Below are 24,140 nucleotides of genomic sequence, written 5' to 3'. Positions count from 1 at the left end.
CGGTGATCAATCGTTCCAGGTGAACAACTCGTCGCCGGCGGCGACCGTGCGCCCGCCTTCGAGGCCGGCGAGCACGTCCGCGGACGCGTCGAGGCCGACGACCGGGACGATCGGCGAGTAGCCCTTGGCGGCGACCGCCTCGGGGTCCCAGCCCACGATCGGCTGGCCCGCCCGCACCTTCTCGCCCTTGACGACGTGCAGGGTGAACCCCTCGCCCTTCTCCTTGACCGTGTCGATGCCGAGGTGCACGAGCACCCCGCGGCCGTCCTCAGTGGCCACGACGTACGCGTGCGGGTGCAGCGTCACCACGGTCCCGTCCACCGGCGCGACCGCGTCGGCGCGGCCGCCGGACGGCTTCACCGCGATGCCGGGGCCCACCATCGCCTCGGCGAACACCGGGTCGGGCACCTCGGTGATCGCGACGACCTCGCCCGCGACCGGGCTCAGGATCGGCAGGCTCACATCAAGTCCTCGATGTCGCTGGCGATGGTGTCCGCCTCCGGCCCGACGATGACCTGGACCGCCGAGCCCATCTTCACGACGCCCATCGCGCCGGCCGACTTCAGCGCGGGTTCGTCCACGAGGGACATGTCCTCGAGCTCGCACCGCAGCCGCGTGATGCAGCCCTCGATCTCGATGACGTTGTCCGCGCCGCCGAGCGCCGCGAGAATCTTTTCCGGCCTGTCATCCGCCATCGCGGCCTCCTCGTATCCCGTTGGTTTTCCACTCGGAACAGGTGCGCTCCGCCACCATTACTACGCCGTTTGCCGCCTTGCCGAGCGAGCCCGGCCACGAACGGATAACGGTGGTTGACACCCGCTCTCGCTGCGGAGCATCCTGCCCCATCAGATCATTGGTCTAGACCGGAACGTACCAATCTTCCGGCGCGGACGCGAGCACCGGCCCGGTGCGCGAAGCGAGGGAGGGTGACACCGAGATGAGTGCGGCCGCGCACATTCCGCCGTCCGACCCCGCCGAGCGCGTGGTGAACGGGCCGACCCCGAAGCACGCCCAGCTGCGGGAGATCCTGCGCCGCCTGGTGGAGCGCGAGCTCCCGCCGGGCTCGCCGATCCCGTCCGAGCGCGAGCTCGCGCAGCACTACGGCGTCTCGAGGCTCACTGTCCGCTCGGCGATCGGGAAGCTCGTCGAGGAAGGACTGCTGGCCCGGGTCAGGGGCAAGGGCACCTTCACCGCCGCCCGGCGGATGGAACTGCAGGTGTACCTGATGTCGTTCACCGACGACATGCGCCGGCGCGGGCTCACCCCGACCACCGAAGTGATCTCGACCTCGACCGAGGTCCCGCCGGTGACTTCGGCGCACGCGCTCGGCCTGTCCGAGGGCGTGGCGGCGCACCGGCTCGTGCGGCTGCGGCGTGCCGACGGCGTTCCGCTGGCCGTCGAACGCGGCTGGTACCACGCGGGCCGGACCCCCGGCCTGCTCGACCTCGACCTGACCCGTTCGCTGTACGCCCAGCTGGCCGACGCGTTCTCGCGCCGCCCGGACCAGGCGTACCAGACGGTGTGGGCCGAATCCGCGGACCGCGAAACGGCGCGCTTGCTCGGCATGCGCACCGGCAGTCCGCTCCTGGTGTTCCGCCGGGTCTCCAGCTCGGGCGGCGAACCGGTCGAGGACATGACGTCCTGGTACCGGGGCGACCACTACCAGGTGACCATGCAGCTGGACCGGAACACCCCGGGTTCCGGCGACCAACCCCACAATGGAGGTATCCGATGAGCGCCACCACCGCGGCTGGGGCTAGCGGAAAGAAGAAGGGCGGTGGCCTTGCCGGGCTGCAGCGCTTCGGCCGCAGCCTCATGCTGCCGATCGCGACCCTGCCCGCCGCAGGTCTGCTGAACCGGCTCGGCCAGCCCGACGTCCTCGGCAAGGACGGCCTCAACTGGGGCAAGGCCGCCGACGTGATCGGCGCGGCGGGCGGCAGCATCTTCAACTGGCTGCCGCTGATCTTCGCGATCGGCATCGCGGTCGGGTTCGCCCGCAAGGGCGACGGCTCGACCGCCGTCGCCGCGGTCATCGGCTGGGTCGTGTTCAACAACGTGATCCAGGTGATCGCGCCGATCAGCAGCCAGCAAGGCTACAAGGCACCGTGGGAAGGCCAGCCCATCCACTGGCCCTACAGCGTGCTGACCGGCATCGTGTCCGGCATCGTGGCGGCCCTGCTCTGGCAGCGCTACCACCGGATCAAGCTGCCGTCCTGGCTGGCTTTCTTCGGCGGCCGCCGGTTCGTGCCGATCATCACCGCGCTGGCGATGCTCGTGCTCGGCGTCGTCTTCGGCCTGGTCTTCAAGTACGTCGACGAGGCGATCACCTCCGCGGGCAAGGCCGTCATGGGCTCGCCGGTGGTCGGCAGCGGCGTCTACGGCCTGCTGAACCGCCTGCTCATCCCGGTCGGCCTGCACCAGCTGCTGAACGTCCCGGTGTGGTTCATCTTCGGCGGCGGCGACCTGAACAACTTCTTCCACCACGTGGACGGCTCGGGCGCGTTCATGACCGGCTTCTTCCCGATCATGATGTTCGCGCTGCCCGCCGCGGCGTTCGCCATCGTGCACACCGCGCGTCCCGCGCAGCGCAAGCTGGTCGCCTCCATCATGATCTCGGCCGCGCTGACCGCGTTCATCACCGGTGTCACCGAGCCGATCGAGTTCGCGTTCATGTTCGTCGCGTGGCCGCTGTACATCTTCCACGCGGTGATGACCGGCATCTCGCTGGCCGTCTGCAGCGCGCTGGGCATTCGCCTCGGCTTCTCGTTCTCCGGCGGCGCGATCGACTTCGCGCTGAACTCGTCGCTGGACACCGCGCACAAGGCGTGGCTGCTGATCCCGATCGGGCTCGTGTTCGCCGTGATCTACTACTTCGTGTTCCGCGTCGTGATCACCAAGTTCAACCTGCGCACGCCGGGCCGCGAGGACGACTCGATCGAGGGCGACCTCGAGCGCACGGCCGCGAAGTAACACCCGAGAAAAGCAAGAGAGGTACACCATGCCGGAGAAACGCGTCACCGTGGCCAGCAAGGTGGGGCTGCACGCCCGCCCGGCCGCACTGGTCGCCAAGGCGGCCGCGGCCCAGCCGGTGGCGGTGCGGATCGCCAAGAACGGCGGCGAACCGGTGGCCGCCGGCAGCGTCCTCAACCTGATGACCCTCGCCGCCGCGTACGGCGACGAGGTCGTCATCAGCGCCGAGGGCGACGGTGCCGAGGCGGCGGTCGAGGCCGTCGCCGAGCTGGTCGCCACCGACCTCGACGCTCAGTAGCGATACCGCTCCACGGGGAAAACACGAACCGTGCGGGGCTCCGGAACTTCCGGGGCCCCGCACGGTTCGTTGCGTCAGGGCACTCCGAAACAGCGGCTCAGCGGGCCCTATTACGCTGGCGGGCATGGAGAGTCTGCGCCTGATCGACGAATGGCCCGTGGACAACGCCGCGGCCGGGGTGGTCTCCGCTTCCGGCGAGGTGCGCGGACGCCACGGCGACCCCGCCCGGCCGTTCCGGCTCGCGTCGGTCACGAAGCTGCTCACCGCCTACACCGCGCACATCGCGATCGAAGAGGGCGTCGTCGAGCTGGACACGCCTGCCGGGCCGGAGGGCTCGACCGTCGCGCATCTGCTCGCGCACACCTCCGGGCTCGCCTTCGACGCGCACAAGGCGATGGCCGAACCCGGCACGCGCCGGCTGTACTCCAACGCCGGGTTCGAGGAGCTCGCCGACGCGCTGGCCGAGCACTCCGGCATCGAGTTCGCCGAGTACCAGCGCGAAGGGCTTTTCGAACCGCTCGGCATGACGTCGACCCGGCTGGACGGCTCCCCCGCCGCCGGTGCGGTATCCACATTGGACGATCTGCTGCGGTTCGCCGCGGAGTTGCAGTCGCCCAAGCTGCTCGCGCCGGAAACCCTCGCCGCGGCCACCGAGATCGCGTTCACCGGCCTGAACGGCGTCCTGCCCGGCTTCGGGCACCAGAAGCCGAACGACTGGGGTCTCGGCTTCGAGATTCGCGACCACAAGAGTCCGCATTGGACGGGCGCGAACAGCTCGCCGCGCACGTTCGGCCACTTCGGGCAGTCCGGGACTTTCCTGTGGGTGGACCCGGAGGCTGGCCACGCCTGCGTCGGGCTCGCCGACCGGTCGTTCGGGCCGTGGGCCGCGCAGGTCTGGCCGCCGTTCACCGACGCCGTGCTGGCGGAACTCCCCGCGTGAGATTCCGGTCCGCGCTGGCCGCGTCAGCCCTGCTGCTCGTCGCGAGTTGTTCCGCACCGGCCGCGCAAACCCAAGCGCCGCAAGCATTGCCCGCGCCGGACGCGCCGCTTCCGTTGGGCACCAACGGTGCTGCCGCGCCCAAGCTCGACTGGACACCGTGCCACGGCGGTTTCCAGTGTGCGACCGCGCCGGTTCCGTTGAGCTACCGCGAGCCTGGTGGCGCCAAGCTGAATCTCTCGGTGATTCGCATGCCCGCCACCGATCCCGCGCACCGCGTCGGGTCGCTGGTGATCAACTTCGGCGGCCCGGGCACCGACGGGGTCGGCGAGCTGATGCGGTTCGGTCCGCGGTACCCGGACGAGCTGCGAGCCAAGTTCGACCTGGTGAGCTTCGACCCGCGCGGAATCGGCGGCAGCGCCCCGGTGCAGTGCCCGGGAACGCCGCCGGCGGCCGGTTCTCCGTTACGGGACAGCGCGGCGTTCTGGACTGCGAGCGCGGCCGTCGGCAAGGCGTGCGCGGCGGGCACTGGTGCCGAGCTGTCGCATCTGTCGACGGCGAATGTCGCACGGGACATGGACTTGCTCCGGCAGTCGCTCGGCGAGCAGCAACTGAACTTCTACGGCTATTCGTACGGCACGTATCTCGGCGGCACCTACGCGAACCTGTTCCCCGGCAAACTGCGCGCGATGGTCCTCGACGGGACGCTCGACCTCGTCGCGAACGCCACCGGACAACCGGGTCAGCAGCACGAACCGGTCGACGTGCGCGCCGACGTCGCAACGGCTCAGCAGCAGGAACTCGAAGCGTTCTTCGCCGCCTGCGACGCTGCCGGACCGGGCAAATGCGCGTTCGCGGGCGGTGACCTGAAACAGAAATTCGCCTCGGTCTTCGCTCGGCTGACGCACGGTCCGGTCGGCGGCATGACGGTCTCGTCGTTGATGGAGACCATTGACCGAGCGCTGTATCAATCGTCCCGGTGGCCGCGGCTGGCGAAGACGCTCGCCGGGCTCGTGCCGTCGACAGCGGTCTCCCCCGCGCCGGTGCTCGACCCCCGCGTGCCCACGCATTCGCCCGGCTTCCTCGCCGTGCAGTGCCTGGACAGCGAACTCCCGCAAGACACCGCCAGCTACACTGAACTCGCTGCCGCTGAAGTGAAACGCCAGCCGTACTTCGGAGTCGCGCCGGTGTTTTCGATGGCGCAGTGCGTCGGCTGGCCCGCGCGGGACGAGGACCGGTACCTCGGTCCGTGGAACCGGTCGCGGCAGCATCCGATCCTGATCCTGGCCAACCGGAACGACCCGGTCACGCCGCTCGCCAACGCTCAAGCCACCGCGCGGGAACTCGGCGACGGCCACGTGGCAGTGGTGGACGGTGCCGGGCACACGACGCTCGATGTGCCCAGCACGGCCGCTTCCGCCGCAATGGCACGGTATTTCGTGGATCTGACCTTGCCTCCGGACGGGACGGTCTACCCGCCGACAGTGCGGGCATTCCCCTGAGCTTGTTGTTTAACCGGTGTGGTTGCGGTGTTGTTCGAGGGTGAGGATCAGCCAGGAGCAAGGCCAGCCGGGGATCATCTGGGCTTGGCCCTTGCCGCGGGCGTAGGTGTGGCAGAACCGCCGCTCGGGACTGCACGCGGGTCCGGACGCAGCCAGTGCGACACGTCCACGGCCAGCACGATCCGCCCGTTCGCGGCACGAGGCACGGGCAGGCGTGCCAGGGCGGTGCGCAACCGGTCGGTCTCGATGCGGCCGTGGTTGATCGCGTCGTAGCCAGCGCCGCGTCGGGCAGCTCGAACAACGCGTCCGCCCGGCCGGCCTCGTGCACACTGATCAACTGAAGCCATCGGTTGTGATCTTCCTTCTGCCGCAAGAAAGAGACGATCAACCAAGAGGCTTCACCCATGATCAACCGGGCCCACGCACCATCGCCACCTGGTTAAACAACAAGCCCAGAGCAGGCGAGCCCGCCCTCGAACCCAGTGTGGTCCGGTCATCGCAAGGCCGCTCCCGTCATGCCGGACTCCGCCGTCGAGCCGGGTGCCTGAGCAACTTCCGGCGGCGCCGGAGGCGAAGCCGCGACCGGCACCGAACCGGTTGCGGGCGGTCGGTAATGAGCGGTATTACGGAGAGGTTTCTGGTCCGGGTCGAGGAGAGCTGGCGGGATCCACCAGACGACGCTGTCCCGGATGGCGATGCGCCAACCGCTGTGGTGCAGCAGGCGGTGGTGGCGTTCGCAACACAAGGCCTGGTTTTCCAGATCAGTCGATCCGCCGTCGGCCCAGTGCACGACGTGGTGCGGGTTCGTCCATTTCGGACCTCGGTCGCAGCCGGGGAACGTGCAGCCCAGGTCCCGGACCGCCAGCGCACGACGCTGGGCCGCAGTGGCGGTGCGAGCGGACCGCCCGAGGTCGAGGATCTGGCCCTCGCCGCCCAGAACCGCCGGATACACCTTCGCGTCGCACAGCATCCGCCGCAACCGCGACACCGGCAGCACCGTCCCGTCCTCCAGGAACGCCGCGCGGGCAGCGCCTTGCAGCTGCTCCAGACTGACAGTGACGGTCGCGACGGCGCGTTCGCCGGCCTTGGTCGGCAGGTCGGGGGCACTGGCCGCGAGGTCGGCGATCGCGGCGAACGCGTCGCCGTCGCGCTCCGCGGGTGTGCGGGGATCCGGAACGCCGGTCGCGTCAGCGGGATCCGGTGCCGCCAAGGGCACGAGGAGCTGCTCGACCAAAGCTCCAGTTTCGCCGTCGACCTCGCCGGTGAAGCGGAAGCGGCCGGTGTGGGTCCAGTGACAACGGAATTCCCGCCACGGCCGGGCCGCCTCGCCGGAGCGTTGGCCGGAGCCAGAGCCGGTGTCGTCGCCAGACGGTGCGGTGCCGTCACTGTCCCAATAGCCGCGCAGCCGCGCTGCGGCACGCCGCACCACAGCTGGATCGGCCTGCACCGCCAACGTCACCAGAGTTTCCTCGGCCACGGCACAGTCTTCAGACGTCAGCCAGTCCGGGGCGTCGGCAAGGCACTCCGCGATCACAGCGACATGCTGCGCGGTAATCTCGCCCACAGCGAGCGCCTTCCCGGTCAGCGGCAGAGCCGCGGTGGCCTGCGCGACGCGGGTGCGCGCGTCTCGGCGGGTCAAATGCAAGACCGCGCACAGGAAGGCGGCGGTCGAAGAATAGCCCTCGATGATCTCGCCGGTCGCCTCGAATTCCCGGATGCCCGCCAGCTGCCTGGCATAGACGGTGTTCAGTTGTCGCTGCGTGTCTCGGAGCAGTTCCGCCAGCTTTAACGCCGCCGGGCTCTCGATCGGTCTGGGCATACAGCCAGGATATAGAACGTATGTTCGATTCTTCCGTCGCTCAGATCGGTGAATCCGCGTCACCCTTGCGAAAGCCCGAACTCACCCTCCGGAACCAAAAATCCGCTGCCACGCCACAAAACCGCCACTCACGACGCCGCCCGGCAGGCCCTACTCGGTCAGGTCAGCACGTTGATCGGCTCGCCCGCCTGGAACGCGGCGATGTCCTCCACCGCGCCGCCGTAGAAAATCTCGTACGTTTCCCGGCTCACGTAGCCGATGTGCGGGGTCAGGATCGCGTTGTCCAGCGTCCGCAGCGGATGGTCCGAGGGCAGCGGTTCGACGTCGTAGACATCCAGCGCGGCCGCGGCGATCTTCTTGCCGCGCAACGCGTCCAGCAGCGCCGTCTCGTCCACGATCGGACCGCGCGAGGTGTTCACCAACAGTGCGGACGGCTTCATCGCGGCGAATTCGGCCGCACCGACCAGACCCCGGGTGCGCTCGGACAGAACCAAGTGGACCGACAACACATCCGCCCGCGCGAACAAGTCCTCTTTGGACACCGTCGTCACGCCGTGCTCCGCCGCCCGCTCCGGGGTGAGATTCTGGCTCCACGCAATCGGTTTCATCCCGAACGCCTGGCCGATCCGCGCGACCTCGGCGCCCAGCCTGCCGAGCCCGAGCAGGCCGAGCGTCTTGTCCCGCAGCGCCATCCCGAGCCCGACCTGCCAGCCGCCCTCGCGCATCGAACGGAACTCGAGGGGCAGATTGCGCGCACCGGCCAGGATGAGTGCCCACGCGTGTTCCACCGTCGGCGCGGCCAGCGCCCCGGTCGCGGAGACGACGACGCCGCACCGCTTCGCCGCGGCCAGATCGATCGCCGCGTTCCGCCGGCCGGTGCTGACGAGCAGTTTCAGCCCGGGCAGCCGGTCGAACACCGCGGCCGGGAACGGCGTGCGCTCGCGCATCGCGACCACGACGTCGAACCCGGCCAGCCGCGCGACGGTCTCGTCCGGCCCGGCGAACGGCTCGCTGAACACCTCGATCTCCGCCCCGAGCGACGCCCACTCGGCGCACTGGAGAGCCACGTTCTGATAGTCGTCGAGGATCGCGATCTTCATGCCGCCCACCGTAACCCGAGGGTCAGGCGTTGCGCGCCCGCTCGATGATCTCGTCGATCACGTCGTTCTTCGCGTCAGCGTAGTTCTGCACGTACTCCCAGACCCGCGCGGCGAGTTCGCGCTTCTTCGCCAGGTACAGCGCCAACTCCTCCGGATGGGCGCGCAGCCGGTCGCGGAAAAGCAGATAGCGCTCGGTCTGGCCGTTGCCCGGCGAATGGACGTGCAGGTTGACGTTCGTGTCCGGGCCTTTGAAGCAGCGGTGCTTCTCCCAGTCCGGTTCGCGGATCACCAGCCGGTAGCCCGCCGCTTCGAGGTCGGGCACATACGCCGCCTCGTCGTCCGAATCGGGCACTTCGAGCAGAATGTCGACGATCGGCTTCGCGGCGAGGCCCGGCACCGAGGTGGAGCCGACGTGTTCGAGCAGCAGCACGCGTTCCCCGAGCGCCGCGCGGATCCGCGACGCCTCGATGTCGTAGAGCCGAGGCCATTCCGGGTCGTACTCGGCGAGCGTGACGGTGGTGCCGAGCTTCGGCGCCTCGCCCACCCATGCCGCCTGGATTTCTTCCTCGCCGAACTGTTGCCTGGTCACAGTGGATCCCCCTGATGCTGATGGAAAACAGCCCGTCAGGATATCAGGAAATCGGCAGCGGCAGAATGTTTCCGCTCGCCTCGCGCAGCGCCGCCCGCATTTCCTCGCGCGGTGCCGGTCGCCCGGTGAACTGCTCCGCTTGCCCGAATGCCTGGTGCAGCAACATGTCCAGCCCGGTCGCGAGCCGTCCCCCGCGCCGCTCGACCGCTTCGGCCAGCGGAGTCGGCCACGGGTGGTAGATCACGTCGAGCACGCTGCCGACCCGGGACAGCTCCGCGACGTGCGGCACGACCGCGTCCGGCGGCACCGTGTTGACCAGCACCGCCGTGCTGTCCGACAGCTCCGCGAAGTCCACTTCGGACCATCGCAGCACGTCCACGTCCAGACCCGCGCGCTTGGCCGCGTCCACGGTTTCCGAAGCTCGCGCCGGTTCCCGCACCACCAGACGCACCGTCGTGACGCCCAGCGCGGCCAACCCGACCACGGCAGCCGCGGCCGTCCCGCCCGCGCCGAGCACCACGGCCCGGTCGCTCGCGGAAGGCGAGTAACCACCGGCGTACCGCAGGGCTCCGGTCACGCCGTCGACGTCCGTGCAGTCGGCGAGCCAACCGTCCGGACGGCGCACGAGCGTGTTCGCCGCACCGACCGCCGCCGCGCGCGGGGTGACCTCGGCGGCGTAGTCCAGCGCAGCCCGTTTGCCGGGCATGGTGACCGAAAGGCCGACCCACTCCGGGCCGAGACCGTCGACGAACCCGGGCAACTCGGCCGCGTCCGTTTCGACGCGGTCGTAGGTCCAGCCGTCCAGGCCCAGTGCCGCGAACGCCGCGCGGTGCAGCACCGGAGACAGCGAATGCGCCACCGGCTTGCCCAGCACCGCCGCGCGGCGCGGCCGGTCATTTGAGGACGCCACGCTGCTCCGCCAGGGCCCGGTTCGCGTTGTGCTGGTCGTTCGTGACCGCGAAGCAGGAATGCCCGTCCTTCTCGCATTTCACGAAGTACGCCCAGTCGCCGGGGGTCGGGCTGACCGCGGCCTTGATCGCGTCCATGCTGGGCACCGCGATCGGCGTCGGCGGGAGACCGTAGTTGGCGTAGGTGTTGTACGGTCCCGCTTTCGCCCGGTCCTCGGGTTTCGTGAGCAGCGTCGGGCGGTCCAGCACGTAGTTGACAGTGGAGTCCAGCTGCAGCCTGATTCTCTGCGAGAGCCGGTTGTAGATCACTCGCGAAATCTTGCCGAAGTCCGGCTTGATCGCCTCGCGTTCGATGAGCGACGCGATGATCAGCGTCTCGTACGGCGATTTCCCCGGCCCGGTGTTCTGCGCGGTGAGGCCGGACGCCTGAATCGTGTCGGCCGACTGCTTCACCAGGTCGGTGATCAGCTCGGTCGCGCTCCAGCCGGGTTTCACGTCGTAGACGCCGGCCGCGATCAAGCCTTCCAGGCGTTTGTCCTTGCTCAGCGCCTTGCCCGCGTCGGCCACTGCCCACTCGGGCGCGCCGAGCGCCTTGAGGTCGGCGTCGGCGACCGTCTTGCGCAGCTGGTCCACCGGAATGCAGGTGCTCTTGCCGTTCAAGGTCGCGCACGACGCCTTCGACATCAGGCTGAACACACCCGGCGTCACCTTGCCGTCGGGCTGCGTGATGTCGTCGAACTGCGTGTACGGCCGGATTTCCAGCCGCCCGACGCGCGCGGTCGGCGAGGTGATGAGGGTGACCGCCTCGTCGCCCGACATGTGCTGACGCAGCAGGTAGTAGCCCTGCTGGATCTTGCTGAGCGCGGTGTTGTCCGCGCCCGCCTTCACGAACGCCCGGGAACTCGCGACCACGCCCGCGTCGGTGAGCTTCGCGCCGATCGCGGACGTCGTGTCGCCCTGTTCGACCTGCACGAGCGCGTCGCCTTCGCCGGAACCGTCGAAGTCCGCGTAGCCGAAGATCTTCTGGTACCCGAAATAGGCACCGCCGCTGAGCAGGACGAGCACGAGCACCGCGGCGATCCAGCCGATCGCGCGCTTGCGCTTCTTCTTGCGGGGCTTCTTCGCGGGCGGCTCCTCGACCGGCGGCTCGGCCGCGTCTTCCGGGTAGCCATCCTCGTCGTAGCCGTCGTACTCGTCGTCGTAGTCCTCGTACTCGCCGTATTCGTCGTACTCGTCCTCGAAGAGGCCGTCGATCGGCTGCTGGTCGTCCGGGTGCTCCGGTTCGTGCGCTGCAGCAGGCACGGTGGGGATCACTTCGGTGGGCTGCTCGACCGGCTGCCGGCGCGGCGGCTGGTTGCGCGGGTCGCGCGGCATCGAAGCGTCCGCGAACCGCGGGTCGCGCGGCATGGAGGCCTCAGCGAACCGGGGATCCGGCGGCATCGAGGTGTCGGCAAAGCGCGGGTCCGGCGGCATCGACGTGTCGGCGAACCTGGGATCGCGCGGCATCGAAGCGTCGGCGAACCGCGGATCCGGCGGCATGGAGCCGTCCGGCGGCGGAGCGGGCGCGCGCCGGGCCGGAGGCGGCGGTGGCATGTCCGGCGCCCGGCGACGGCCAGGCGCGACGGCTTCCGCCGGCACGTCGACGTCATCCCGGCGACGACGGCCGGACGGAGGCTCGACGTCGACCGGCGGCGGAACGTCGTCGCGGCGACGGCGACGCCCAGCGGGCGGCTCGGCTGGCGGCGCGTCCTCGAGGCGGCGACGGCCTGCCGGAGGCTCGGCGTCAACCGGCGGAACGTCCTCGCGGCGACGGCGTCGACCGGCTGGCGGCTCGACGTCCGCGGGCGAAACCTCGTTCCCGCTCACCGGTGCGTCACCGGGAGCTATGCGGCGCGGACGGGCGCGCGGAAGGTCGTCGGCCGCGTGCGGCGGCAGATCCCAGTTCTCCGTCGAGCGCTTCGGGCGCTCCGCGGGCGGCGGGGCCGGACGGCGGCGCCGGGTCGGCGGCGCATCAGCGGCCGGGCGGCGCGGCGGCTCGGCAGGAGGCATCGCGTCCGGCGCGACGCGACGGGTCGCTTCGCCGGCCGGGCGAGGCGCGCCCTCGGGCGCGCGGCGGCGTCCTTCCGCCGCGGGAGGACGCTGCGGCACATCGCCACGCGGACGTCGTCGTTCTCCAGACGGCGGCATGCCGTCTGGAGCCTCGCCGCGCGCGCGGCGAGGAGGTGGTTCGTCTTCAGGCTCGCGCCGCCTGCGCCGCCCGCCCGGAGCTCCGGAACCCGCTGCGGGGTCCGGGAAATCCGGGGTGTCGGGGTTGCGCAGCCGACGGCGGCCGCCCGGATCGCCGGGGCCGCGGGGGTCGGTCATGAGTCGCCTTTCCGGGCGCGGTGCGCGGCGGCGGCGTCGAGCCAGGCTTGCAGGATCTCGACTGCCGCTGCCTGGTCGACCACGGCGCGCTGCTTGCGTCCCTTGACCCCCCGCTGGGACAGCATTCGCGACGCGGTGACCGTCGTCAACCGCTCGTCTGCCAGCCGCACGGGCACGTCCCCCACGCGCCCGGCGAGCTTCTCCGCATACGCGACCGCGATGTCCGCGGCCGCGCCCTGCCGGTTCGCCAGCGTCCTCGGCAAGCCCACGATCACCTCGACCACCTCGTGTTCGGTGACGAGGTCGGCAAGCCGGTCCAGATCGCTGTCGTCCTTCGCATCACGGGAGAGGGTAACGAGCGGGCTCGCGAGCACGGGGGCGGGATCGCTCAGCGCGACCCCCACCCGGACAGACCCGACATCGACCGCGAGCCGCCTGCCCCGTCCCGGATCGGACTCGCCGGGCCGATCCGGGCCTCTCCTGCGGTTAGCGGCCAACGTTCGCGATCCACGCGCGCAGCGCCGTCAAGGCCTGCTCCGCGCCGGCCGGGTTGCTGCCGCCGCCTTGGGCCATGTCCGGCTTGCCGCCGCCGCGTCCGCCGATCGCCTCGGCGAACGACGGCACGAGCTTGCCCGCCGCGATCCCCTTGTCGCGCGCCGCGGAGGTCGTGGCGACCACGAAGGCCACCTTCTCCCCCGAGGGCGCGAACAGCGCGACCACCCCGGCGCGTTCGCCGAGCCGGCCGCGGATGTCCGACGCGAGCGCGCGCAGGGCGTTACCGTCGACGTCCGGCACGACCTCGGCGACCACCGAGACGCCGGAGACGTCCTGCGCCTTGTCCAGCAGCGCGCCCGCCGAACCGAGCACCTGCTGCGTGCGCAGCTGCTCGATCTCCTTCTCCGCGTTCTTCAGCCGGGTCAGCACGTCCTCGATCCGGCCGGGCAGCTCGTCGGACGGCACCTTGAACGTGTTCGCCAGCTGCGAAACGAGCAGCTGCTCCTTGCGGACGTGCCTGAGCGCGTCCGGGCCGACCAGCGCCTCGACGCGGTGCACGCCGGAGCCGACCGACGCGTCCGACACCAGCTTGACCAGGCCGAGCTGGCCGATCCGGCCGACGTGCGTGCCGCCGCACAGCTCGCGCGAGTACTCGCCCATGTCGACGACGCGGACGTCGTTGCCGTACTTCTCGCCGAACAGCGCGACCGCGCCCAGCTCGAGCGCCTTGTCCTTGGTCGTGGTGTAGCTCCGCACCTCGACGTCAGTCTGCAGGTAGTCGTTCACTTCCTGCTCGACCTCGGTGAGGATGTCCGCCGACACCGCACCCGGGGTGGTGAAGTCGAACCGCATCCGGCCCGGCGCGTTGAGCGAACCGGCCTGCGCCGCACGCTTGCCGTACGCGCCGCGGACCGCCGCGTGCACGAGGTGCGTGGCCGAGTGCGAGCGCTCGATCGAGAGCCGCCGGTTCGCGTCCACCGACCCGGTGAGCCGGGTGTCGATGCCGACCTCGCCCTCGGTGACCTCGACGCGGTGCACGAACAGGCCCGGCACGATCTTCTGCACGTCGAGCACCTTCAGCTCGACGCCGTCGCCGACCAGCACGCCGGTGTCGGCGATCTGCCCGCCGCTCTCGGCGTAGAACGGCGTGCGGTCGAGCACCAGCTCGGCCTTGCGGCCCGCGGCGACGCTGCGCACCGGCAGGCCGTCCTCGAGCAGGCCGACGACCTTCGCGTCCGCCTGCAGCTCGGTGTAGCCGAGGAACTGGGTTTCGCCGTGCTGCTCGAGCACCTTGCGGTACTCGGAGAGGTCGCCGTGGCCGCTCTTGCGCGACGCCGCGTCCGCCTTCGCGCGCTTGCGCTGCTCCTCCATGAGCGTGCGGAAACCGGCCTCGTCCACGCTCAGGCCCTGTTCGGAGGCCATCTCGAGGGTCAGGTCGATCGGGAAGCCGTAGGTGTCGTGCAGCTGGAACGCCTTGTCGCCGGCGAGGACGTCGCCGCCGCCCTTCTTCGTCTCGGCCGCGGCCAGGTCGAAGATGCGCGAACCGCTGGTGAGGGTGGCGAGGAACGCCTCCTCCTCGACGCGCACGACCTCGGAGATCCGGTCGAAGCCGCTGACCAGCTCGGGGTACGTCGGGCCCATGGTCTTGCTGACGACCTTCGCGAACTCCTGCAGCACCGGCTCCTGCACGCCCAGCAGGCGCGTGGAGCGCACGATGCGGCGCAGCAGCCGGCGCAGCACGTAGCCGCGGCCGTCGTTGCCGGGGGTGACGCCGTCGCCGATCAGCAGCACGCCGGTGCGCGCGTGGTCGGCGATGACGCGGAAGCGCACGTCGTCGGCGTGGTTGGCGCCGTAGCGGCGGCCGGAGAACTCCTCGGCGCGGCCGATCACCGGGCGCACCAGGTCGGTCTCGTACACGTTCTCGACGCCCTGCAGGATCGTCGCGACGCGCTCGACGCCCATGCCGGTGTCGATGTTCTTCTTGGGCAGCTCGCCGATCGGCGGGTGGCCCAGCTTCGGGCTCTGCTCGCCGCGGACGTCCTGCATGAAGACGAGGTTCCAGATCTCGATGTAGCGGTCCTCGTCGGCGACCGGGCCGCCCTCGCGGCCGTACGCGGGGCCGCGGTCGTAGTAGATCTCCGAGCACGGGCCGCCGGGACCGGGCACGCCCATGTCCCAGTAGTTGTCCTTGCCGTCGCGGACCTGGATGCGCTCGCCGGGCAGGCCGGTGAGCTTGCGCCACAGGCCGGCCGCTTCGCTGTCCTTCTCGTAGACGGTCGCCCAGATCCGGTCCGGGTCGAGGCCGAAGCCGCCGTCGTCCTGGGACTTGGTGATCAGCTCCCAGGCGTTCTCGATCGCGCCTTCCTTGAAGTAGTCGCCGAACGAGAAGTTGCCCGCCATCTGGAAGAACGTGTTGTGCCGGGTGGTCTTGCCGACCTCGTCGATGTCCGGCGTGCGCACGCACTTCTGCACCGAGGTCGCGCGCGGGTACGGCGGCGGGGCCTCGCCGAGGAAGTACGGCTTGAACTGGACCATGCCCGCGTTGACGAACAGCAGGTTCGGGTCGTCGAGGATCAGCGGGGCGCTCGGCACGCGCGTGTGGCCCCGGCTTTCGAAGTGGCGCAGGAAACGGTCGGTGATCTCGTGTGTGTCCACGGGTACGTCCTTGTGCTGAAGACCCGGCTTCGGCCGGGGAAGGAAACGGGGGTCGGAGGCGGCGGAAGGCGCGCGGAGATCAGCCCTCCGCCCGGCGAGCTCGCCGGGCGGGGCGACGTGCGGCGTGCCTGCCCGCGCCCGAAGGCGGCGTGACGGCGGCGGTCCGCTCCTCGACCATGTCGTGCAGCTCCTGTTCCCGTTCGTTCATCCCGGCGCGCACCTCGGCGCCGAACGAACCGACGGCGCCCGCGAGTTCCCGCACGGCGTCGCCCACGTTCGATGCTAACCCGGCGGGCGTGGCCTGACGAGCGGTTTCGCTGGCCTTGCGGCTCAGCGCGACTCCCGCGACGACCCCGACCCCGAGCCAGAACAGCCGCTTCACTTCTTCCCCCGGCGGGCCGGGCGCTGCGCCTTCGCGTCCTGGCGCTTGCGGCGCGCGCGGATCGCCTTGCTGATCCCGTACGACAGCGCGGCGGTCTTCACCAGCGGGCCGCCGAGCGTCGCGGTGAACACCGAAGACAGCGCGGACACGTTGCCGCTCACCGCCTGCGCGTTCGCGGTGATCCCGTCGACGCGCTCAAGCTGGGTGTTGACGTGCGTGATCGTCTCGTTGGCCCCGATCAGGATCGGGTCGCTGTTCTCGTGCGCCTTGCGGATCGCGATCGTCGCCTCGTCCAGCGTGCGGCCGAGCTTGAGCAGCGGGATCGCCAGCAGCAAGACCAGCAGTACGAAAGCTCCTGCGGCGATCAGCGCGGCGATCTGCCCTGCCGACACGGGCCCTCCTCGGGTGGTGCGGGGTCTTAGGTGGTGTGAGGTTACCGCCTGTGGCTGTGTTTGATTGCGGCGGCTTCGCCGCCGCGGCGAGATCGCCTGGAAGTCGGCGTGTCAGCGAGCGGTGCGCCCGCCTGGGGGCGGTCACACCGCTCGCTGACACGCCGACGCGATCTCGCGGTTGGGCGGCGGGAGAAAAAGGTCGCGGAGACGGGTCCGGGGCTGGTCTGCTCGGGCGATGGACTCTTCGAACGGCCCGCTCCCCCGCGTGCTCGCCGGACCGGGCGGGCCCGCCGCCGACGTGCTCGCCGAGCTTCCCGGCGCGGACCTGACCACGCTGCAACTGGAAGTAGCCCGTCGGCGCGCCGCGAAACTGCGGGGCCCGGACGTCCTGCGCCGCTATCGCGCGGACCGCTTCACCACGCCAGCGCCGTTGCCGTTCGAGGTCTTGCGCCGAGTCGAAGACGCCCTGCTTTCCGCTGCCCCGCCGGAATTCGAACGGGTCACGCTCTCCCCGGTGACCCCGCTCGGCACTCACTCCACAGTGGCCGGACTGTCCCAGCACCGCGTCGTCCCGACCGGCCGCGGCACAGAAGTCGCCGCAGACCCGACAAACGGACTCGCGCTGGAAGCCGCAGTCCGCCGCACCGGTTCCTCGCCGGTACGGCTCACCACCGTGCAACGCGTCGTCCGAGCCCAACCTCCGGGCCCCGGACTCTTCGCACACTTCTCCCTGTTCGCCGCCGTCACCGCCGGTCGCGACCGCGGGAGCCTGGCCTTCGAACGCGAACACCTGGTGGAACACGCCCGATTCCTCACCACCGCAGTACGCGCCGCCGGTGCCCGTGCAGCAGGCTTCGAAGTGACCACTTTGGACAGTCGCTTCGCCGACTTCGCCGCTTCGGTGCAAGACGCGCTGCCGGATGTCGAGGTCTCCGACGCATCAGACCGCGCCATCGGCCGCGATTACTACTTCGGCCTCTGCTTCACCGTCACCGCGGACTTCGGCACCGGACCAGTCCCCGTAGGCGATGGCGGCTTCACCCCCTGGACCGCGCGCTTGCTGGGAAACGCGAAGGAACGCCTGCTCGTCTCCGGCATCGGCGTGGACCGAGTCGCGTCGCTGCTCAATGCCCCTTCTTGACGATCCCTTCGTACACCGCCGCCATGTCGTCCTCGCCATGCCCCGCTTCGACGGCGCTCTCGAGATGCGCCAACGCAGCCGCCGCCCCGCCGACGTCGATCGCGTGCCCCGCAGCCTCCACGACGAGCCGCGCGTCCTTCGCCGCGAGCGACGCCGGGAAGCTCGCCGGGTACTCGCCGGACAGCATCATCGGCCCCTTCGCTCGCGCGTAAGGAACGTCGAACCCAGTGCCGCTCATGACGTCGAAGAACAACTGCGGGTCCACCCCCAGCACGCGCGCCAGGGCGAGACTCTCGCCGGTACCGTTGGTGAGCGCGAGAATCCAAGCGTTCATCACCAGCTTGAGCCGCGTCGCCGTGCCAGGTTCAGTGCCGAGCCAGCGAGTCTTCGAGCCAATCGCGTCGAACACCTCCGCGGCCCCGTCGTGCACGTTGTCCGGCCCCGCCGCGAGCACCTGCAGTTGCCCTTGCTCGGCGGGCCCCTTCGTCCCCATCACCGGACAATCCACGAACGGAACCCCAGCCGCGACGGACGCCTCCGCAAGCCGATCAGCCCACTCGACCCCGACGGTGCTGGTCTGCAACCAAATCGTCCCCGGCTCCAGCGACAGCCCCCGAAACACCTCCGCGACCGCGGGCCCGTCCGCGAGCATGGTGACCAGAAAGTCGGCCCCCTTCACCGCTTCGCCGGGAGTCTCGACAACCGTGACGCCCTCCGCGGCAAGCGGCTCAGCCTTCGCGAGCGTGCGGTTCCAAGCCCGCACGCTCAGCCCAGCGCGAGCAAGATTGGCGGCCATCGGACGGCCCATGATTCCGGTGCCGAGGAATGCGACTATGGTCATCCGGCCATCGTGCCGCCAGCCGCGCAGATCGGCAGGATCAGCGGCTCCGCGCTGCCCCTCTTTGGCTTGCCACGATCAGTGACCAACACGGCGAACCGGACCAATCCCGCCACCACCCGCTCCCTGCTTGTCCGTGAGGGCCACCCTGGGGGACTCAGAGTCCCTCAGGGTTCCCCTCACGACCCTCGACGGTCCGTGAGGGGCTCCTTCACGGAATCTGATTCCCTCAAGGAGCCCTTCACAGACCGCCCGCCCTGCCGCGATCGCGACGCACCCAATGTGGCGTTGGGTGCGTCGCATGCACCCAATGTGGCGTTCGGTGCGTCGCATGCACCCAATGTGGCGTTCGGTGCGTCAGACGCACCCAATGCCACATTGGGGCGCTAGCCCCAACCCGAAACCGCAGCCGGCGCACCCAACGTTCGAGGCGCCCAGGCCCCTCCCAACCACCAAACCGCACCGGTGCACCCAACGTTCGAGGCACCCAGCCCCTCCCCCGCACCCCGATACGAAGCGTCCCTGCGGTCTGGGGGTGCTTGTCAAGGCATCTTTCCCGCCTTGACAAGCACCCCCAGACCGTCAGCACAATCAACCTTCGGGGTGCCCCACGCAACCCACGGGCGCAATGTCGCCGCCAGGCGACAAGCCAAATCACCCACTCAACACCGAGCCGCCCACCCGCTCAGCAACCAACTCCTCAAACCCGGGAAACTCCCCAGGCACCAACGCCCGCACAACCCCGCTCCCTCCGGCCTCAGCCCCACCAGGACGCCGAACCCGAACGGTCACCAAATCCGGCCCGCCGTCATGCCAATGCCGCACCCCAGCCGGAACCGTCAACACATCCCCGGCCTCGCAGAGCACCGCATGCACCTCACGCCCAGCATGCAGATACCAAACCGCGGCCCCCCGAACGAAAAACCGATCCTCGGCGCCGTCCCCGAGACGCTCGACAAGCCCCGGCTCCCCAGTCACAACATCAACCGAGCAACCCTCGCCGACCCGAGACTCGACCAACCCCCGGTACCGAGCCGACAAGTCACCCTCGGAGCCGCCTTCACCAACGGGGAACCGGGCAAACCCAGCCCCCACCCGCCCCAGCTCAGCGACGATCGCCCCCGTGTCCTCAGTCCGCAGGAGCACATGCCCAGGCTGATCGTCAGGCCACACGGTCAACAGCGTCATCGCCGCTCCCCTCTCCTTGAAGAGAAGCAACCGACGACACAGCCGAATGTTCCCGCCCACGGCACCACCGAGCAGAAAGTGGCGCCCCTCACTCAGCCCACAAGACCGCTCAGGCTTGCCGCTCCCCCCGGATAGTCCGCCGCAACCGAGGCACCCGCTCCGCCAGCGTCCGCTCCCCGCCCCGCTGCGTGGGCTCGTAATAGTCCCGCCCCACCAGCTCATCCGGCGGATACTGCTGCGCCAGCACCCCCTCCGGCACGTTGTGCGGATACCGGTACCCCTGCGCGTTGCCCAACTGCTTGGCCCCCGCGTAGTGCCCGTCCCGCAGATGCGGCGGCACAGTCCCGATCGCCCCCTTGCGAACGTCGCTCAACGCGGTGTCAATCGCAGTGACCACAGCATTCGACTTAGGCGCGGTAGCCAGATGGATCGTCGCCTGCGCCAACGCGAGCCGCCCCTCTGGCATCCCGATGAACTGCACCGCGTGCGCCGCCGCCACGGCCGCCTGCAACGCGGTCGGATCGGCAAGCCCGACATCCTCGCTCGCGTGCACCACCAACCGCCGCGCCAGGAACCGCGGATCCTCCCCCGCCTCGATCATCCGCGCCAGGTAGTGCAGCGCCGCGTCGACATCCGACCCGCGAATCGACTTGATGAACGCGCTGATCACGTCGTAGTGCTGATCGCCGTCCCGGTCATACCGAACAGCGGCCTTGTCCACAGTGGACTCAACGACGGCCAGGTCGATCGTCTTGTTCTCCGTGGCAGACGCGGCATCCGCGGCCGCCTCCAGCGCGGTCAGCGCACGCCGCGCGTCCCCGCCAGCAAGCCGCACGAGGTGCGCCCGGGCTTCGTCAGTGAGCGTGAGTTCCCCGCCGAGCCCGCGCTCGTCGGTCAACGCGCGCTCCAGCACAGCGACGATGTCGTCGTCAGTGAGCGGCCGCAGCTGCAGCACCAACGACCGCGACAGCAGCGGCGACACCACCGAGAACGACGGGTTTTCCGTGGTCGCCGCCACCAGCAGCACGGTCCGGTCCTCGACCGCGCCGAGCAGCGCGTCCTGCTGGGTCTTGGAGAACCGGTGCACCTCGTCGATGAACAGGACGGTGTTCTCGGTGTTGTACTGCCGGCGCCGCCGAGCCTCCTCGATGACGCCGCGTACCTCCTTGACGCCCGCCGACAGCGCGGACATCGCGACGAACCGGCGTCCGGTGGCGATCGACACCAGGTTCGCCAGTGTGGTCTTGCCGGTGCCGGGCGGGCCGTAGAGCAGCACGGACGCCGGGGCCGCCCCCTCGACCAGCCGGCGCAGCGGAGCCCCTTCCCGCAGCAGGTGCTGCTGGCCGACCACCTCGTCGAGCGTGCGCGGCCGCATCCGGACCGCGAGCGGCGACGTCGCCGGGTCGGCCTGCGGTTCGGCCGGGTTCGCTCCGGTGGGTTCCGGCGGCGGCCCCGCGTCGGGGTTCACCGTGAAGAGTTCGTCCTGTGCCACGCTGACGACGGTAACCGACCACCCCGACAATCCCGCTCGCCCGGCCCCGCAGCGCCGCCGGAAGGGCAGACTGGGGCGATGGTCTCCTCGGTCGCGGTGTTGTCCGATATCCACGGCGTGCTGCCCGCCCTCGACGCGGTCCTCGCCGAACCCGACGTCCAAGCCGCCGATCTCGTCGTCCTCTGCGGCGACCTGGCCGCGGGCCCACTGCCCCGGCAGACCCTGGACCGGCTGGTCTCGCTCGGCGAGCGCGCGGTGTGGGTGCGCGGCAACGCGGACCGCGAACTCGTCACGCTCGCGTCCGGCGGCCCCACCAAGATCCCGGACCCGATCGGCCCATGGGCCGCGACCCAGCTGCGGCCGGACCAGGTGGCGCTGCTAGCCGGATTGCCGTTGACGGTCACCCTGGAAATCGACGGACTCGGCGAAGTCCTGTTCTGCCATGCCACTCCACGCGACGACGAAGAGGTCGCGCTCGTAGACAGTCCGCTGTCGCGCTGGGCCGAAGTCCTCGACGGCGTCACGGCGGAAACGGTCGTATGCGGCCACACCCACATGCCGTTCTTGCGGCTGGCCGACCGCTGCCGGATCGTGAACCCGGGCAGCATCGGAATGCCCTACGGCACAACAGGTGCGCACTGGGCGCGACTCGGCCCCGGCGTCGAGCTGCGGCGCACGGCGTATGACGCGGAGGCCGTGTGCCGAGAGCTGGCGGAAACGTCGGAGTACCCCGGAATTCAGGGCTGGAACGACTATTTCGTACGGAATCCGGCGTCAGATGCCGAGGCCTTGCGGGTATTCAGCCCACGCGCTCACGGAACGAGCGCCACATAATGACGGCGGCATAAGGCAGAAACTCGCGCCCGCGCCGCCACAGCCACGGCACCCCCTTCGCGACGAGCCAGCCAAAGTGCCCGGCAGCGCTTGGCTCCACTCCCCCGGAGCAAGTGAGACTTACCGGCTCCGGGATCGCGTAACCCGCCGCTGCGGCAAGGTCCGTGAAACCCTGGGCGAGCAAGCGGTGCCCCAGTTCGGACGGATGCAGCCGGTCAACGCTCCACACGGTGAGGTCGTAAGCACCGGGCAGAGCGTCCAGGTCCAGGCAAGCTATGCCTTCTGTTTCCACCACGCGGTCGATCGCCTCGTTCAGTTCCGCCACGCGGGCGCTCAAAGCCCGCTTGAGCGAGGGCGGAAGCCGAAAGACCTTGCTGTGGTCATGAAAACGTACTGGCAAGACGGTAGTTCCGACCGCCGTGAGCTCACGGACGATCGCGGTGAGGTCAGCCGCGATGTCGTCCGGGTTGAAGTCTGGCCGGAGGGTGTCATTCATGCCCACGACGACCAGCGCTACGTCCGGCTTGTGAGCAAGCGCCAGCGGAAGCTGGTCGGTGCGTACACAGGCCATCCTCGCGCCAGTAAAAGACGGATTCAGGTAGCCGGTTTCGTCGACGCCCAGGGCCTGCGCGACCAAGGGCCCCACTCCACGCCAGCCACCGCGACGGGGAAGCGGGTCGCCCAGCCCCACGGCGGTCGAGTCGCCGAGGATCACCAGACGTTCGGCTTGGCGGAGGGCCGGGGCTCGTTCCGGGACAGGTTCTCGGGCTGCGGCTGGGGTGACTCCGACGCTGATCACGGTCACGACCAAGACCATCCGGTATCGAAACTCACCGCTGGTGATGGGAAGGTAACGCGGTATGGACGGAGGTGGGAACTTCCGGTACCTGACGAGGACGAGGTCTGATTTAGGGCATTTGAGCCTTCGCCGACAGCAGTCGCGCGCCGCCAACTGTCGCCGCCAGGCGACGACCGCCCCGCCTAGGACAGGAACTCAGCGAAAAGCCGGATAAAACGCCAGATCAGCATGCGGCCCCAACCGAGCACCCAACGCGGCTGCAACCCGAGTGGAGTGCTCAGCAACCTCAGTCAACCGCGAATAACCCGCATGCCGAGCCAACTCACGCCACCACGTGACCAGCGCCGCCTCCCGGCTGACCGGTGTGGCATGCCTGCTCAAGTCAAGATGGGGAAGCAAATCCCGAGTAGCCTGCCAAACCTGCAACATCTCGCTGACAGTCAACTGCCGAGCCAACTCAACGTCATCAGCGAACGACGGCCACACATCGACGATCTCAGCCCGCCAAGCAGCGATCATCGCCTCGCTCATCCCCGCGGGCAGGGCCATCGCACGGGGATCGGACACGAACGGCAGCCGCAGACAAGACGCATCCACCAGCGCAGTGCGAACCCGCCCCCGCTCGAAGTCCAAAAAGCGCACCCCGGACCCCGTGACCAGGTTGTTCTCCGGAGCAAGCTCAACAGGACTAAACGCCCGAAAGGCAGCCGACCGAGCCTGCGCGACAGCCTCGGCAAGGCGCTCGCGCACCGCCTCAGGAACGGGCACATCGAGCAAGTCGGACAGCAGCTCTTCGACGTCGTCAACCAGCCCCGACAGCCCGTCGTTGTCGGTCCGCACCGGCCCGCCCAGCCGCCGCAGCAAAGCATTGAAATCAGCCTCGCGACTGGCAGTGCTGGCGTGCAAACGCCCCAACGACCGAGCCCAAGACAGCAAAGCCCGCTCAGCCGCGCGAGAGTCCCGGGCAGCCAGCTTGTCCTGCAGGGTAGGCGCCCGCCCCAGGTCCTCGATCACCAGCACCCGATGCCCGCCGTCGTGAGCCAGCAGCTCAGGACACATCCGCTCGTCCGGAGCCAGCGCGGTGAACAGCTGGTAGCTCACCGCCTCCTGAGCGAACGGATCGACCCGCCCGGACTCCGGCGGATCCGGATAGTGCTTGACCACCAGCGTCCGCGGCAACGCGAACGAGGAAGACACGACTCGCGCCCGGACGACTGTCGCCGGTCCGCTCCCGGAGAGGTGCTCCGGCGAAACCAGCGTGATCGCACTCCCGAACCGGCGCGTGAGCACCGCCTCGCCCGCCGCGACGGCCGCGGCGACGGCGAGTTCCCCGGCTTCCGCCCGGACTCCGGCGTCGCCGGCGGAGGAGGTGTCGACTGTCATTGTCACCGACCCTACTCGTGACTGAGCAACCATGACCACAACGTTCCGGGCGCC

The 24,140-nt window shown here is 69.8% G+C and carries 23 protein-coding genes and 1 pseudogene; 7 read left to right on the top strand and 17 right to left on the bottom strand.

The genetic code is table 11. The annotated features are described in order from the left end of the window. Positions 1 to 6: 6 nt before the first annotated feature. Positions 7 to 462: a PTS sugar transporter subunit IIA gene (locus ACFORO_RS25210; RefSeq protein WP_354745241.1), complete on the bottom strand. Its 456-nt coding sequence runs from the start codon at positions 460 to 462 to the stop codon at positions 7 to 9. Then, complete coding sequence (locus ACFORO_RS25205) at positions 459 to 695, bottom strand: PTS glucose/sucrose transporter subunit IIB (protein WP_344267364.1); 237 nt, start codon at positions 693 to 695, stop codon at positions 459 to 461. Before ACFORO_RS25205 ends, ACFORO_RS25210 begins: the two co-directional genes overlap by 4 nt. Positions 696 to 937: 242 nt before the next feature. On the opposite strand from ACFORO_RS25205, the gene ACFORO_RS25200 reads away from it, so the two are divergent. From ACFORO_RS25200 to ACFORO_RS25180, 5 genes are all read left to right on the top strand, one after another. Then, positions 938 to 1,735, top strand: a complete 798-nt coding sequence (locus ACFORO_RS25200; protein ID WP_354745243.1) for a GntR family transcriptional regulator — start codon at positions 938 to 940, stop codon at positions 1,733 to 1,735. Beyond that, the gene (locus ACFORO_RS25195) at positions 1,732 to 2,970 is read left to right on the top strand and encodes a PTS transporter subunit EIIC (protein ID WP_377874786.1); all 1,239 of its coding nucleotides are present in this window, start codon (positions 1,732 to 1,734) and stop codon (positions 2,968 to 2,970) included. The genes ACFORO_RS25200 and ACFORO_RS25195 overlap by 4 nt, the downstream gene beginning before the upstream one ends. 28 nt (positions 2,971 to 2,998) lie before the next feature. After that, entirely contained in the window at positions 2,999 to 3,268 is a 270-nt protein-coding gene (locus ACFORO_RS25190) for an HPr family phosphocarrier protein (RefSeq protein ID WP_377874788.1), read from the top strand. A gap of 124 nt (positions 3,269 to 3,392) precedes the next feature. Next, positions 3,393 to 4,208, top strand: coding sequence for a serine hydrolase domain-containing protein (locus tag ACFORO_RS25185; RefSeq protein WP_377874790.1), 816 nt, complete (start codon positions 3,393 to 3,395; stop codon positions 4,206 to 4,208). Beyond that, the gene (locus ACFORO_RS25180; RefSeq protein ID WP_377874792.1) at positions 4,205 to 5,707 is read left to right on the top strand and encodes an alpha/beta hydrolase; all 1,503 of its coding nucleotides are present in this window, start codon (positions 4,205 to 4,207) and stop codon (positions 5,705 to 5,707) included. The genes ACFORO_RS25185 and ACFORO_RS25180 overlap by 4 nt, the downstream gene beginning before the upstream one ends. A gap of 74 nt (positions 5,708 to 5,781) precedes the next feature. On the opposite strand, the gene ACFORO_RS25175 is transcribed toward ACFORO_RS25180, so the two are convergent. From ACFORO_RS25175 to ACFORO_RS25130, 10 genes and pseudogenes are all read right to left on the bottom strand, one after another. Then, positions 5,782 to 6,054 carry a transposase gene (locus ACFORO_RS25175; protein WP_377874794.1) on the bottom strand — a complete coding sequence of 91 codons (273 nt, stop codon included), beginning with the start codon at positions 6,052 to 6,054 and terminating at the stop codon, positions 5,782 to 5,784. Positions 6,055 to 6,200: 146 nt separating this feature from the next. After that, on the bottom strand, positions 6,201 to 7,526 hold the full coding sequence (locus ACFORO_RS25170) for an HNH endonuclease signature motif containing protein (protein WP_377874796.1): 1,326 nt from the start codon (positions 7,524 to 7,526) through the stop codon (positions 6,201 to 6,203). Positions 7,527 to 7,684: 158 nt separating this feature from the next. Continuing rightward, positions 7,685 to 8,626 (bottom strand): D-2-hydroxyacid dehydrogenase family protein, encoded by a 942-nt coding sequence (locus ACFORO_RS25165; protein WP_377874798.1) that lies wholly within the window; start codon positions 8,624 to 8,626, stop codon positions 7,685 to 7,687. 25 nt (positions 8,627 to 8,651) lie between these two features. Beyond that, positions 8,652 to 9,215: pseudogene (locus ACFORO_RS25160) on the bottom strand (GrpB family protein); the annotation flags it as partial. A 43-nt stretch (positions 9,216 to 9,258) separates the two neighbouring features. Continuing rightward, positions 9,259 to 10,125 (bottom strand): shikimate dehydrogenase, encoded by an 867-nt coding sequence (locus ACFORO_RS25155; protein ID WP_377874800.1) that lies wholly within the window; start codon positions 10,123 to 10,125, stop codon positions 9,259 to 9,261. Beyond that, positions 10,109 to 12,487 (bottom strand): endolytic transglycosylase MltG, encoded by a 2,379-nt coding sequence (gene mltG, locus ACFORO_RS25150; RefSeq protein WP_377896639.1) that lies wholly within the window; start codon positions 12,485 to 12,487, stop codon positions 10,109 to 10,111. Before mltG ends, ACFORO_RS25155 begins: the two co-directional genes overlap by 17 nt. Next, positions 12,484 to 12,984: a Holliday junction resolvase RuvX gene (gene ruvX / locus ACFORO_RS25145; protein ID WP_377896638.1), complete on the bottom strand. Its 501-nt coding sequence runs from the start codon at positions 12,982 to 12,984 to the stop codon at positions 12,484 to 12,486. The genes mltG and ruvX overlap by 4 nt, the downstream gene beginning before the upstream one ends. Further along, on the bottom strand, positions 12,974 to 15,637 hold the full coding sequence (gene alaS, locus ACFORO_RS25140) for an alanine--tRNA ligase (protein ID WP_377896637.1): 2,664 nt from the start codon (positions 15,635 to 15,637) through the stop codon (positions 12,974 to 12,976). Before alaS ends, ruvX begins: the two co-directional genes overlap by 11 nt. 79 nt (positions 15,638 to 15,716) lie before the next feature. Continuing rightward, positions 15,717 to 16,019: a hypothetical protein gene (locus tag ACFORO_RS25135; RefSeq protein WP_354745264.1), complete on the bottom strand. Its 303-nt coding sequence runs from the start codon at positions 16,017 to 16,019 to the stop codon at positions 15,717 to 15,719. Then, on the bottom strand, positions 16,016 to 16,411 hold the full coding sequence (locus ACFORO_RS25130) for a DUF948 domain-containing protein (protein WP_354745266.1): 396 nt from the start codon (positions 16,409 to 16,411) through the stop codon (positions 16,016 to 16,018). The genes ACFORO_RS25135 and ACFORO_RS25130 overlap by 4 nt, the downstream gene beginning before the upstream one ends. 235 nt (positions 16,412 to 16,646) lie before the next feature. Here ACFORO_RS25130 and ACFORO_RS25125 point away from each other — a divergent pair, with 235 nt between their 5' ends. Then, positions 16,647 to 17,552, top strand: a complete 906-nt coding sequence (locus tag ACFORO_RS25125) for a hypothetical protein (RefSeq protein WP_377868170.1) — start codon at positions 16,647 to 16,649, stop codon at positions 17,550 to 17,552. Here ACFORO_RS25125 and ACFORO_RS25120 read toward each other — a convergent pair. The 3 genes from ACFORO_RS25120 to ACFORO_RS25110 form a co-directional block, all read right to left on the bottom strand. Then, positions 17,536 to 18,393: an NAD(P)-dependent oxidoreductase gene (locus ACFORO_RS25120; protein WP_377868169.1), complete on the bottom strand. Its 858-nt coding sequence runs from the start codon at positions 18,391 to 18,393 to the stop codon at positions 17,536 to 17,538. The two genes, ACFORO_RS25125 and ACFORO_RS25120, sit on opposite strands and share 17 nt — an antisense overlap. Positions 18,394 to 19,044: 651 nt before the next feature. Then, positions 19,045 to 19,578 carry a cupin gene (locus ACFORO_RS25115; protein ID WP_377868168.1) on the bottom strand — a complete coding sequence of 178 codons (534 nt, stop codon included), beginning with the start codon at positions 19,576 to 19,578 and terminating at the stop codon, positions 19,045 to 19,047. A 109-nt stretch (positions 19,579 to 19,687) separates the two neighbouring features. Next, on the bottom strand, positions 19,688 to 21,070 hold the full coding sequence (locus tag ACFORO_RS25110; RefSeq protein ID WP_377868167.1) for a replication-associated recombination protein A: 1,383 nt from the start codon (positions 21,068 to 21,070) through the stop codon (positions 19,688 to 19,690). 78 nt (positions 21,071 to 21,148) lie between these two features. Between ACFORO_RS25110 and ACFORO_RS25105 the strand changes: the two genes are divergently transcribed. Further along, positions 21,149 to 21,904 (top strand): metallophosphoesterase family protein, encoded by a 756-nt coding sequence (locus tag ACFORO_RS25105; RefSeq protein ID WP_377868166.1) that lies wholly within the window; start codon positions 21,149 to 21,151, stop codon positions 21,902 to 21,904. Here ACFORO_RS25105 and ACFORO_RS25100 read toward each other — a convergent pair. After that, positions 21,870 to 22,721 carry an SGNH/GDSL hydrolase family protein gene (locus tag ACFORO_RS25100; protein WP_377868165.1) on the bottom strand — a complete coding sequence of 284 codons (852 nt, stop codon included), beginning with the start codon at positions 22,719 to 22,721 and terminating at the stop codon, positions 21,870 to 21,872. The two genes, ACFORO_RS25105 and ACFORO_RS25100, sit on opposite strands and share 35 nt — an antisense overlap. 177 nt (positions 22,722 to 22,898) lie before the next feature. Next, positions 22,899 to 24,086 (bottom strand): phosphotransferase, encoded by a 1,188-nt coding sequence (locus ACFORO_RS25095; protein ID WP_377868164.1) that lies wholly within the window; start codon positions 24,084 to 24,086, stop codon positions 22,899 to 22,901. Positions 24,087 to 24,140: the final 54 nt, after the last annotated feature.

It is taken from the genome of Amycolatopsis halotolerans (genome assembly GCF_042647905.1).
GTDB classification, from domain to species: domain Bacteria; phylum Actinomycetota; class Actinomycetes; order Mycobacteriales; family Pseudonocardiaceae; genus Amycolatopsis; species Amycolatopsis halotolerans.
This window is presented reverse-complemented; position numbering and strand designations above follow the sequence as displayed.